Genomic DNA, 12188 nt, shown 5'->3' with positions numbered 1-12188 from the left:
GCTTCGAACCGGTCAGGATCGACGGGACGCGGTTGACCGCCGTGATGTCGGCGGGGGCGCGACCACCCTCGTGAGGATCGGCTGCTCGTCGCTCTCGCCGCCGCCGGGTGCTTCGCCGCCGCCGCTGGGCGGGCAGGTCGGCGGCGGCGCCGGCGGCTTGCCACCGCTCGGGGTCGGCGTCGGTGCCGCCTCCCGCTTGTCACCGCCGATGCCGAACAGGTCGCCGATGCCCTCGAGGATGTCGGTGATGATGTTGCCGCCGCCCTCGTCGTCATCGCCCCCGGGCGCGGGTGTCGGCGTACCCGACGGGGTCGGCGCCGGCGTCGCACCGGGCTTGCACGGCGCCGCGTGTGCCGGCGTCCCCCCGTGCAGCGTCGCCACCGCAACCATCGCCAGGCTCAGCAGCGCGACCGTGACCGCATGGAGCTGTGTCGGGATCTCGCGAGTTTTGTCCACATCGGACTCGCTCGCCGGCTCGGGCTCCTCCTCATCGACGGCGGAGGCGTCGGGCGCTGGCGCGACGGGCGTCCACGCGAACCCGAGCGCGCTGCCGACCGTGCCGAGCAGCAGGCCGAGGAGGAAGCCGCCCAGGTTGACCCCGATGAGCGAGAAGACGGCCGTGACCGCAGCGACGATCGCGTAAAACAGGCGCTGCGCGGGCGTGAACCACATCAGCAGCCCGCAGGTGACCAGGATCGCCGGGATCAGCCAGGAAAGGAAGCCGGTCGGACCCATCTGGAACGAGAGTCCGCCGAGGCTCCCCTGTGTGGTCGCGAAGATCTCCAAGCCGGCGAGGACTGTGAAGAGTCCACCCCAGAAAGGCCTGGTCCGCCGCCATACGCGGAAGGTCCGCCAGGCCCGGACCAGGCTGTTGGTCGTCACCAACTCCTCCAAGCCCTCACTTCGTGACGAAGCATTCCTTGGCATCCGCGCCTACGTTGACCTTCAACTTCAAACCCTTGAGGTTGAACGTGCCCGCGCTTGTCGACCACGCGACCTGCTTGAGGTCGGTGATGACCACCTTTTCCGAGCGCTGGCCGAACGCGCCGGGCTCACCGCCCACATCGGACGCGTCCACGCCGATGTCGATGTTGGTGAACGTCGCGTCGCCCTCCAACTGCGTCACGTCCAGCAGCAGGTCGGTGGCGGTCGCGGGGTCGCCGCCGCCACCCGCGTTGATCGTGAGCACGACCGGGAGGTTGGGCACCTTGACCGACTGGCACAGGTCGTAGAGCTTCGCGCTGTCGATGCCGGACACCGCGACGGGGTGGGTGTCGCCGGACTGCTTCTCGGTCACCACCCCGCCGTACTGGCGGAAGCCCTCACCCTCCAGCTTGCTGGCGGAGACCTTGAAGGTCTGGCCCGACACGGCGAACGACGCGGCGATCGCGCCATTGGCCATGCCGAAGACGATGGCCCCGGCGACCGCCGTCGCGGGCAGCATCAACGCGGCGAAGCGCCGCCACCTGGTGCGACCCTGCACCAGGTTGCCTTGCGGATCCTTCACGAGGTCCTCCTCGGTGGCTGCCGGCGCGGCGCGAGGCGCCGTCTCCGGGGTTTACCGGCTAGTAACAAGCGCGACGCCGATGCTCCCGCGAAGCGACCTCCGTCACAAGACCTCTTACTACCCACGGGTAATTCAGAAAGGCGAGCTTTTCCCTGTGTCGCTACAGTCAGCCAGCGCCCAGGTGGGCCAAATTCAGGGCAAAATGCCCCTCGGCTTACCTTGAGTAGTCGATCTGGAAAATCGCAACGATTTAATAACGACGAAACCCCGCCCTGTGGGGTCACCACAGGGCGGGGTCTACAGAGGAGTCGTCAGGCGGCGGCGAGTGCGGGTGCCCGCTCCTGCGCCGGCCGCAGGGCCAGCTCAAGCACGTCGGCCACGTCGCCGAGCGTGTGGATGGTGAGCGCCTCGCGCACCGCCTCCGGCACGTCGTCCAGGTCGGGCTCGTTGCGCGCCGGGATGATGACCTCGGTCAGCCCGGCCCGGTGGGCGGCGAGCAGCTTCTGCTTCACGCCACCGATCGGGAGCACCCGCCCGGCCAGCGTGACCTCACCGGTCATGCCGACCTCCGGGCGGACCGGGCGTCCCGAGGCGAGCGACGCCAGCGCCGTCACCATCGTGATGCCCGCGCTCGGGCCGTCCTTGGGCACCGCACCGGCCGGGAAGTGGACGTGGATCCGGCGCTTGGCCAGCGAGGCCGCGTCGATGCCGAGCTCCGCGCCGTGTGAGCGCAGGTACGACAGCGCGATCTGCGCCGACTCCTTCATCACGTCGCCGAGCTGGCCGGTCAGGGTCAGCCCCGGCTCGCCCTCCATGGCGGTGGCCTCGATGAAGAGGACCTCGCCACCGGCGCCCGTCACCGCGAGCCCGGTGGCCACGCCCGGCACCGCCGTACGCTCCGCCGTCTCCGGCGTGAACCGCGGCCGGCCCAGGTACTTGCTCAGGTTGCCCTTGTCGACACGGATCGGCTCGCCGCCGCCGGCCAGTGCGACAGCCACCTTGCGCAGCACCTTCGCGAGTGCGCGCTCCAGCTGCCGTACCCCCGCCTCGCGGGTGTGCTCGGCGGCGATCTGCCGCAGCGCCTCGTCGTCGACGGTGACCTCGTCGGCCGTCAGGCCGGCCCGCTCCAGCTGCCGCGGCAGCAGGTGGTCCCGCGCGATGGCGACCTTCTCCTCCTCGGTGTAGCCGTCGAGCGCGACAAGCTCCATGCGGTCCAGCAGCGGGCCGGGGATGGTCTCGATCACGTTGGCCGTGGCGAGGAAGAGCACGTCGGACAGGTCGAGGTCGACCTCGAGGTAGTGGTCGCGGAACGTGTGGTTCTGCGCCGGGTCGAGCACCTCGAGCAGGGCCGCGGCCGGGTCGCCGGCGAAGCCGACGCTCAGCTTGTCGACCTCGTCGAGCAGCACGACCGGGTTCATCGAGCCCGCCTCGCGCAGCGCGCGGACGATGCGGCCGGGCAGCGCGCCGACGTAGGTACGCCGGTGGCCACGGACCTCCGCCTCGTCCCGCACACCGCCGAGCGAGACCCGGACGAACTTGCGGCCCAGCGCCCGCGCGACCGACTCGCCGAGGCTCGTCTTACCGACACCGGGCGGGCCGGCGAGGGCCAGCACGGCACCGGAGCCACGGCCGCCGACCACGTGCAGGCCGCGGGTGGCACGGCGGTTGCGGACCGCCAGGTACTCCAGGATGCGGTCCTTCACGTCGGCGAGGCCGGCGTGGTCGGCGTCCAGCACCGACCGGGCCGCGCCGAGGTCGGTGTTGTCCTCGGTGCGCGTGTTCCACGGCATGTCGAGCACCGTGTCCAGCCAGGTACGGATCCAGCCCGCCTCCGGCGACTGGTCGCTGGCCCGCTCGAGCTTGTCGACCTCGGCGAGCGCGGCCTTGTGCACCTTCTCGGGGAGGTTTGCGGCCTCGACCCGGGAGCGGTAGTCGGCCGAGCCGTCCGGCTCTTCCTCGCCCAGCTCCTTGCGGATGGCGGCGAGCTGCTGGCGCAGCAGGAACTCCCGCTGCGACTTCTCCAGCCCTTCGCGGACGTCCTCGTTGATCTGCTCGGTGACCTCCTGCTCGGCGATCGTCTCGCGGACCCAGCCGACCAGCAGTTCGAGCCGGGCGGTCACGTCGGTGGCCGTCAGCAGCTCGACCTTCTGCTCGTTGTTGAGCCAGGGTGCGTAGCCGGCCGAGTCGGCCAGCTCGGACAGGTCTGTCATCCGCTCGACGGCGTCGATGACCTGCCACGCGCCGCGGCGCTGCAGGAGCGAGGTGACCAGCGCCTTGTACTCGCGGGCCAGCTCCTTCGCCTTACCGGAGGGCGGCTCCTCGGTCAGCTCCGCGGCCTCGACCCAGAGGGCCGCGCCAGGTCCGGGAACGCCGGAGCCGATACGCGCCCGCGCGAGACCACGGATCACCGCTGCGGGCTCGCCGGTGGGAAGCCGTCCCACCTTCTCTATCGTCGCGATCGTGCCAACCGAGCCGTACTCGCCGTCGAGCCGCGGCACGGCCAGCAGCTTCTTGCCGGCCGACGTACGGGCGGCGTCGATCGCGGCCTGCGTCGTCGTTTCGAGGGTGACCGGGATGACCATGCCGGGCAGCAGCACCGCGTCGGTCAATGGCAAAACCGGAAGTGTCGTCATGAGGTGCGCCCCGTTCTTGAGTTGAGCTTGTACGGCTCAAGTTACGAACAGTGCGCTCTGTTCCATCGAGTACCTCATTTGTGACGGCCGACACATCCGCTGCCGCGTCCGCCACCGCGAGCCGCCGCCGGGCGCCGAAGAGGGCCACCCAGCCGAAGCCCAGGCCGATGGCGATCGTCGCGGCCATCGTGGTGGTGGTGCCGCCGAGCACGCCGCCGACCGCCTGGCCGAGAAGGCCGAGCCCCACGTAAAGGCCACCCCACAGGGCGGCGCCGACGGCCGCCGAGCGGAGAAACCGGCGGTACGACATCCGGAGCCCACCGGCCGCCAATGGCACCAGAGTGTTCAGGACAGGCAGGAACGGCGCGACCATGACCATCCGAGCACCTTCGAGGCGCAGCGCCCGCTCGGCCGAGGCCCAGCGCGCCTCGCCGATCCAGCGGCCGAGGCGGCCCGAGCGGACCCGGTCGCCGAGGTGCCGCCCGACGAGGAAGACGAGTGACCAGCCGGCCAGGCAGCCGACGATGATCGCGAGGAAGACGCTGCCACCGCCGAGCGGCCCGCGCGCACCAAGCGCGGTCAGCACCACCACGTCGCTCGGCACAAGGATGCCCACCAGGGGAATCGAGTCGAGCACCATGATCACGCTCAACGCGGCGGTGAACACCGCCGTCGGCAGCTCCGCGACCCACCCCAGCCACTCCGTCATGCCAATAGACGCTATGGGCGTATCTATATCTGGACATCAGGGCCGCTGCCCGGAACCCTCCCCGATCCACCCCTGAGTCGATCTCGGGGTGCCCCCCGACTTGTCGCACGGGCGCACTACATTTCTGCGGTGCCGATCGAACGGTGGAGCACCGCGCAGGTGCTCGCACTCGCCCCGGATTCCAGCTCCGCGCGGACCGCTCAGGGCGTCAGCGCGGCCACGAAATGGGAGGTCACGGGGCGTGACGAGGACGTGCTCTGGGGGCTGTGCCGGGGCAGCGGCAAGAATCCGTACCAGGCCTGCGTCGACCTGACCGAGCCGGCGTACCGGTGCTCCTGCCCGAGCCGCAAGTTTCCCTGCAAGCACGCGCTCGGCCTGATGCTGATGTGGGCGGCTGGCGGCGTGCCCGACGCCCCGGCGCCGGACTGGGTCGCCGAGTGGCGGGCGTCCCGGGCGGCACGCGCGGCGCGCACCCCGGCGGCGGCCGCCGCGCCCCGCGGCTCGGCCGATCCGGAGGCGGCGCGCAAGCGGGCCGAGCAGCGGGCCGACCGGATCGCCGCCGGCCTCGACGAGCTCGACCGGTGGCTCACCGACCAGGTCGCCCATGGCCTCGCCGGTGCCGAGCGCTCTGGCTACGGGCCGTACGAGGCGATGGCCGCGCGCCTCGTCGACGCGCAGGCACCCGGCGCGGCCAACGCCGTGCGCCGGCTGGGACGCATCGCCGGGGTCGGCCAGCACTGGGCCGACCGGCTGCTCGGCGAGCTCGCGCTGCTGCGCCTGCTCGTCGCCTCGCACGCCCGGATCGAGGAGCTGCCGGCGCCGCTGGCGGCCACCGTGCGGTCCCGGGTCGGCGTGCCGGTCCCCACCGAGGAGGTGCTGGCCGGGCCGAGGCTGCGCGACCGGTGGTACGCGCTGGGGCAGGTCGACCTCGCCGACGAGCGGCTGGCGACCCGGCGCACCTGGCTGCACGGCGAGCAGTCCGGGCGGTTTGCGCTGCTGCTCTCGTTCGCGCCGATCGGCCAGGCCTTCCCGGCCGAGGTGGTGCCGGGCACGATCCTCGACGCCGACCTGTGCTGGCACCCCGGCAACCTCCCGATGCGCGCCCTGGTCGCCGAGCGGCACGGCACCGAGCAGCCCGAGGGGGCGCCGGCCGGGGCGGTCGGCGTGGCCGCGGCGCTCGCCGGCTGGTCCGCCGCGGTGGCGGCCGAGCCGTGGTGTGAAAACGTGCCGATGCTTCTCGGCGGCGTCACTCTCACCGACGACGGCCACGTCGTCGACGCGGCCGGTGACGCGATCCCGCTCAGCGCCGGCCACGACGAGCCCTGGTGGCTGCTCGCGGCGAGTGGCGGCCGGCCGGTGACGCTCGCCGGTGAGTACGGGCCGGGCGGCTTCCGCCTGCTCGCGGCCTGGGCCGACGGGCGGTTCGTGCCGGCGCCCCTCGGCCCGACCGGCGACCGGCGTGGCCCGCAGCTGCCGCCCGACCTGCTCTCCGCCGCGCTCGTCGGCACCGAGCGCAGACCACACAAAGCGGGTGCGGTCGGGCTCCTCGAAGACGCCGCGGTCGCCCTCGCGTACAACCGGGCCGGCGTGCCACCCGTGGCCGGGCGCAAGCCGATCGAGGCGGCGCCCGAGGAGACCAGCCCGCAGGTGCCGGTCGCCGCGGCACACCGGCTCGCCCTGCTGCTCAGCGACGGCGGCGTGCCCGGCGGCACCGAGGTGGCGCTCGGCCTGCTCGGCGACTGGCTCACCCACGCGGCCGACCTCGGCTACCGGGTGCCGCCCGAGCTGCTGCCGGCCCTGCTCGACGCCGGCCGGCGGCGCACCGCCCTGCGACCCGCTCTCGCCTCCGTTGCCGGCCGCCGCGGCGGCTGGCTCGCCGCACGCAGGGCCGACTGGCGCTACCTGCTGAGCGAGGCCACGGCGGATCCCGATCCGCAGGACTGGACCACCGGCACGCCCGGCCAGCGCCTTGCCTACCTGGCCGCGCTGCGCGCCAGCGACCCCGCCGCGGGTCTCGCGCTGCTCAGCGAGACCTTCGACGCCGAAGACCCGGACGACCGGGCCCGGCTGCTCGGCGCCCTCGCCACCGGACTGTCCACAGCGGACGAGCCGCTGCTGGAAAAGGCCCTCGACGACCGCCGCAAGGAGGTGCGTTCGGTCGCGGCCGACCTGCTCTCCGCGCTGCCGGGCTCGGCGCTGCGGCGGCGGATGGCCGAGCGGGCGCTGGCCTGCGTGCGGATCGAGCGCCGCACGCTCGGCCGCGACCGGCTGGTGGTCACGCCGCCCGGCGAGTGCGACGCGGGCATGCGGCGCGACGGCGTGCAGCCCAAGCCGCCGCGGGGCGTCGGGCCGCAGGCATGGCTCCTGGAGGAGATCCTGGCACGCACGCCGCTTGACACGTGGACCACCGCGTTCGAGCGCACCGCCGATCGGGTGCTCGACCTGCCGGTCGCCGACGACTGGGGGCCCACCCTCCACAAGGGACTCGCGCGTGCCGCCGTTGTGCAGCGCGACCCCGCCTGGGTCACGGGACTTGCCGACGAGATGTCCCGCCCGGTCAACAAGGACCTCGATCCGTACGACGAGGCGCTCACCGCCCAGCTCTACGAGGCGCTGCCGCCGCGGGAGCTGGCGCGGTACGCGGCACAGGCGCTCGGCCGCGACCCGATCCGCGCGCACCGCCTGCTCGCGATGCAGACCGGTCCGTGGACCGACGACCTGGCGGTCGCGGTGCTCGACGCGATCAAGGTGTTGGCCACCGGCGAGCGACACTCGTGGCACATCGGCGAGCTGTGCCGTACCGCCGCGCCGTCGATGCCGGTCACCTTCGCCGACCGCGCCGCCGCGCTCGCCGCCGCCCTGCAAGCCACCGACCCGCCGACCCGCCAGGCCATCGCCGTCGCGCAGCTGGCCTCGGCACTGACCTTCCGCCGCGAGATGTACGAGGAGCTTCGATGACGGTAATGCGACCGCACGCCGAGCAGCTGTTCGCCGACGAGTTGGCCGCGCTCGCCGCCGAGGACGACCGGCCCCGCCCGCCCGGCTGGCGGCTGTCGCCGCAGGCTGTGGTGACCTACCTCCTCGGCGACGGCGGCAAGATCACACCTAAGTACGTGGGTGCGCGGCGGCTCATGGAGGTCGCGGTGGCCACGCTCGCCACCGACCGGGCGCTGCTGCTGCTCGGCGTGCCCGGCACGGCGAAGACCTGGGTCTCCGAGCACCTCGCCGCCGCGATCTCCGGCGACTCGACGCTGCTGGTGCAGGGCACGGCCGGCACGGCCGAGGAGGCCATCCGGTACGGGTGGAACTACGCCCGACTGCTCGCCGATGGACCGTCGCCGGCCGCGCTCGTGGCGAGCCCGGTGATGCGCGCGATGGAGACCGGCGCCATCGCCCGCGTGGAGGAGCTGACCCGCGTCCCCTCCGACGTGCAGGACACGCTGATCACGATCCTCTCCGAGAAGACGCTGCCGATCCCCGAGCTGGGCGGGGAGGTGCAAGCCGCCAAGGGCTTCAACATCATCGCCACCGCCAACGACCGCGACCGGGGCGTCAACGAGTTCTCCAGCGCGCTGCGGCGGCGGTTCAACACCGTCGTGCTGCCGGTGCCGGCTTCCGCCGACGAAGAGGTCGACATCGTGGCGCGCCGCGTGGCCCAGCTCGGCCGCTCGCTGGAGCTGCCCGAGGTGCCGCCGGCCCTGGAGGAGATCCGCCGGGTGGTGACGGTCTTCCGCGAGCTGCGCTCGGGGCTCACCGAAGACGGGCGCACCAAGCTCAAGTCGCCGACCGGCACGCTCTCCACCGCCGAGGCGATCTCGGTCGTCACCAACGGCTGGGCGCTGGCCGCGCACTTCGGTGACGGCACCCTCCGCCCGCGCGACATAGCCGCCGGCATCGTCGGCGCGGTCGTGAAGGACCCGACGACCGACCCGGTCGTCTGGCGGGAGTACCTCGAGACGGTCGTGCGCGAGCGCGACGGCTGGTCCGCCTTCTACCGCGCCGCGCGCGATGCCTGAGCACTTCTACGGGGTACGCCACCACGGTCCCGGCTCGGCCCGGGCCGTGCTGCGGGCACTCGACGAGCAGCGCCCCGACGTGCTGCTCATCGAAGGGCCGCCGGAGGCGGACGAGCTGGTGCGGTGGGTCGCCGACGAGCGTCTGGAGCCGCCGGTGGCGCTGCTTGGCTATGCGGCCGACGATCCGCGGCAGGCCGCGTACTGGCCGTTCGCCGTCTTCTCGCCGGAGTGGCAGGCGATGCGGTGGGCGGGCGCGCACGGCGTGCCGGTGCGTTTCTTTGACCTTCCGTACTCCTACCGCCTGTCCCGCGCCGAGGAGGCTCAGCGGCCCGAGCGCCCGGCCGACCCGATCGGCGACCTGGCCCGGGCGGCGGGCTACGACGACCCCGAGCGCTGGTGGGAAGACGTGGTCGAGCACCGCGGGGCGCCGGCGTTCGAGGCCATCGGCGAGGCCATGGCGGCCATCCGCGCCGAGTCCGATGAGGACCCCGAGGATCTGGTACGCGAGGCGTACATGCGCGGTGTCCTCCGCGAGGTACGCAAGGTCCACGACAACGTGGCAGTGGTGTGCGGCGCATGGCACGTGCCGGCGCTGGCCGCCAAGATCACCGCCGTCCACGACGCCGCGCTGCTCAAGGGGCGGAAGAAGACCAAGGTCACGTTCACCTGGGTCCCGTGGACGTACGGGCGGCTGGCGTCCTGGCAGGGGTACGGCGCGGGCGTGCGCTCGCCGGGCTGGTACCACCACCTGTTCACCACCGAGGACGAAGTGGTGACCCGGTGGCTGGTGGCGGCGGCCGGCGTCCTGCGCGACGAGGGCGTACCGACGTCGTCCGCGCACGTCATCGAGGCGGTCCGGCTCTCCGAGGCCCTCGCCACACTCCGCGGCCGCCCGCTCGCCGGGCTCGCCGAGCTGACCGACGCGACCCGCTCGGTGCTCTGCGACGGCGACGAGCTGCGCGTGGAGCTGATCGGCCGGCGACTTGTCGTCAGCGAACGCCTCGGCGAGGTGCCCGACGACATGCCCGCGGTGCCGCTGGCCCGCGACCTGGCCGCGCAGCAGCGCAGCCTCCGCCTCAAGCCGGAAGCCTTGGAACGCGCCCTCGACCTCGACCTGCGCCGCGAGATCGACCTGGCCCGCAGCCGGCTGCTGCACCGGCTGCGGCTGCTCGCCATCCCGTGGGGTGAGCCGCTGGGCGGGAGCCGGGGCAAGGGGACGTTCCGCGAGGAGTGGCGGCTGCGGTGGCTGCCCGAGTTTGCGATCGCGGTCGTCGAGGCAGGTGGCTACGGCACGACCGTGCCGAGCGCGGCCACCGCCAAGGTCACCGAGGCCGCCCGCGCCGCGGAGACGCTGGCGCAGGTCACGCCGCTTGTCGAGGTGTGCCTTCTCGCCGACCTGCCCGAGGCGACACCGGCGGTGCTGCACGCGCTCGACACGCGGGCCGCGCTCGACACCGACGTGGCACACCTGATGGGCGCGGTGCCGCCGCTCGCCCGCACCCTGCGGTACGGCGACGTGCGCGGCACCGACGTGAGCGCCCTGCGCACCGTCACCGAAGGGCTGCTGGTGCGCATCTGTGTCGGCCTGCCCGGCGCGGTCGCGTCCCTGTCCGACGAGGCAGCCGCCGCGCTGCGCACCCACATCGACGCGGTGCACAGCTCGCTCGGGCTGCTCGACCAGGCGGAGATGCGCGAGCGGTGGCTCGACACGCTCGGCGGGCTCGCCGCCTCCGACCAGATCCACGGCCTTGTCACGGGACGGCTCACCCGCCTGCTGTACGACGCGGGTCGCCTCGACGTCACCGAGACCCGGCGCCGCATGGGGCTTGTGCTGACCGCGGGCACACCGCCGGCGCACGCGGCCCACTGGGTCGAGGGCTTCCTCGCCGGCGGCGGCCTCCTGCTCGTGCACGACGCCGCCCTGCTGTCCCTTGTGGACGAGTGGCTCTCCGCGGTGGCGGCCGACTCCTTCACTGACGTGCTGCCGCTGCTCCGGCGTACCTTCGGCACTTTCGCACCGCCCGAGCGCCGCTCCATCGGCGAGCGGGTGCGCGGCGGGGTGTCCGCGGACGAGCCGGCGGCGGTCCGGCTCGACCAGGAGCGGGCGGCCCTGGTGCTTCCCACACTGTCCACACTGCTCGGACGGGAGATCCGGCATGGATGAGCGTTCGCGCAGGTGGCGACTCGTGCTCGGCGGCGCGGCCGACGAGTCGCTGGGTGAGCTGAGCGGCAACGAGGCGGCGATGGACGCCGCGCTCGCGGCGCTCTACGACTCGGGGAGCGCGGGGGACGGCGAGGGGCCGCGCCGCCAGCGTTCGGCCGGCCTCGGCGCGTCCGCGCCCCAGGTGGCACGGTGGCTGGGCGACATCCGCGAGTACTTTCCGAGCACCGTCGTGCAGATCATGCAGTCGGACGCGATCGAGCGGCTCAACCTGACGAGCCTCCTGCTCGAGCCGGAGATGCTCGACGCGGTCGAGCCCGACGTGCACCTCGTCGGCACGCTGCTCTCGCTCAACCGGGTCATGCCCGACCAGACCAAGGGCGTGGCCCGCCAGGTGGTGCGCAAGGTCGTCGACGATCTGGAGCGCCGCATCGCCAACAAGACGAAGGCCGCCGTGACCGGCGCGCTCAACCGCGCCACCCGCATCAACCGCCCGCGCCACGCCGACATCGACTGGGACCGCACGATCCGGGCCAACCTCAAGCACTACCAGCCGGAGTACCGCACGATCGTGCCGGAGCGGCTCATCGGATACGGCCGCCGCACCACCGCGGTACAGCGCGACGTGATCCTCTGCGTCGACCAGTCCGGCTCGATGGCGGCGTCGGTCGTCTACTCCGGCGTGTTCGCGGCCGTGCTGGCCTCGATGCGCTCGCTCCGCACGTCATTGGTGGTGTTCGACACCGCAGTCGTCGACCTGACCGACCAGCTGCACGACCCCGTCGAGGTGCTCTTCGGCACGCAGCTGGGCGGCGGCACCGACATCAACCGCGCGATCGCGTACTGCCAGGAGCTTGTCACCCGCCCGCGGGACAGCATCTTCGTCCTGATCAGCGACCTGTACGAGGGCGGTGTCCGGGACGAGATGCTGCGCCGGGTGGCCGCGCTCGTGGAGGCAGGCGTGCAGGTGGTGGTGCTGCTCGCGCTCTCGGACGAGGGCGCGCCGGCGTATGACCACGACAACGCGGCCGCGCTGGCGTCGCTGGGCGTGCCGGCTTTCGCGTGCACGCCGGACGCGTTTCCCGAGCTGATGGCCGCCGCGATCGAGCGCCGTGACCTGCGCGCCTTCGCCGAGCGGTTCGCGTCCCGCCCTTGAGGCTTC

7 protein-coding genes and 1 pseudogene are annotated in these 12188 nt (G+C 73.0%); 4 read left to right on the top strand and 4 right to left on the bottom strand.

Going from position 1 to position 12188, the window contains the following annotated elements:
- Window positions 1–12: 12 nt before the first annotated feature.
- From Phou_RS20455 to Phou_RS52800, 4 genes and pseudogenes are all read right to left on the bottom strand, one after another.
- Entirely contained in the window at window positions 13–882 is an 870-nt protein-coding gene (locus tag Phou_RS20455; protein WP_173057487.1) for a DUF6114 domain-containing protein, read from the bottom strand.
- Between the two features lie 16 nt (window positions 883–898).
- On the bottom strand, window positions 899–1444 hold the full coding sequence (locus Phou_RS20450; protein ID WP_173058672.1) for a DUF6230 family protein: 546 nt from the start codon (window positions 1442–1444) through the stop codon (window positions 899–901).
- A gap of 374 nt (window positions 1445–1818) precedes the next feature.
- On the bottom strand, window positions 1819–4140 hold the full coding sequence (gene lon, locus Phou_RS20445) for an endopeptidase La (RefSeq protein ID WP_173057486.1): 2322 nt from the start codon (window positions 4138–4140) through the stop codon (window positions 1819–1821).
- A gap of 247 nt (window positions 4141–4387) precedes the next feature.
- Window positions 4388–4780 (bottom strand): annotated as a pseudogene (locus tag Phou_RS52800) (DedA family protein); the annotation flags it as partial.
- A 198-nt stretch (window positions 4781–4978) separates the two neighbouring features.
- Between Phou_RS52800 and Phou_RS20435 the strand changes: the two are divergent.
- From Phou_RS20435 to Phou_RS20420, 4 genes are read left to right on the top strand one after another with little or no spacing between them, the layout of a single operon-like run.
- A complete protein-coding gene (locus tag Phou_RS20435) occupies window positions 4979–7807 on the top strand; it encodes an SWIM zinc finger family protein (protein WP_173057485.1) in 2829 nt (942 codons plus the stop codon).
- Window positions 7804–8865, top strand: a complete 1062-nt coding sequence (locus tag Phou_RS20430; RefSeq protein WP_173057484.1) for an ATP-binding protein — start codon at window positions 7804–7806, stop codon at window positions 8863–8865. Before Phou_RS20435 ends, Phou_RS20430 begins: the two co-directional genes overlap by 4 nt.
- Complete coding sequence (locus tag Phou_RS20425) at window positions 8858–11029, top strand: DUF5682 family protein (RefSeq protein WP_173057483.1); 2172 nt, start codon at window positions 8858–8860, stop codon at window positions 11027–11029. The genes Phou_RS20430 and Phou_RS20425 overlap by 8 nt, the downstream gene beginning before the upstream one ends.
- Entirely contained in the window at window positions 11022–12182 is a 1161-nt protein-coding gene (locus Phou_RS20420) for a VWA domain-containing protein (protein ID WP_173057482.1), read from the top strand. The genes Phou_RS20425 and Phou_RS20420 overlap by 8 nt, the downstream gene beginning before the upstream one ends.
- The last annotated feature ends 6 nt before the right edge of the window (window positions 12183–12188 follow it).

Source organism: Phytohabitans houttuyneae, from assembly GCF_011764425.1.
GTDB classification, from domain to species: Bacteria; Actinomycetota; Actinomycetes; order Mycobacteriales; family Micromonosporaceae; genus Phytohabitans; species Phytohabitans houttuyneae.
Note: the sequence above shows the minus strand (reverse complement) of the source record. Positions and strands in the feature narration are given on the sequence as shown.

What these genes read in the sequence shown, in the direction of transcription:
- Phou_RS20450 (WP_173058672.1), bottom strand. Translation starts at nt 1,444, where the DNA reads ATGCTGCCCGCGACGGCGGTCGCCGGGGCCATCGTCTTCGGCATGGCC.
- lon (WP_173057486.1), bottom strand. Translation starts at nt 4,140, where the DNA reads ATGACGACACTTCCGGTTTTGCCATTGACCGACGCGGTGCTGCTGCCC.
- Phou_RS20430 (WP_173057484.1), top strand. Translation starts at nt 7,804, where the DNA reads ATGACGGTAATGCGACCGCACGCCGAGCAGCTGTTCGCCGACGAGTTG.
- Phou_RS20425 (WP_173057483.1), top strand. Translation starts at nt 8,858, where the DNA reads ATGCCTGAGCACTTCTACGGGGTACGCCACCACGGTCCCGGCTCGGCC.
- Phou_RS20420 (WP_173057482.1), top strand. Translation starts at nt 11,022, where the DNA reads ATGGATGAGCGTTCGCGCAGGTGGCGACTCGTGCTCGGCGGCGCGGCC.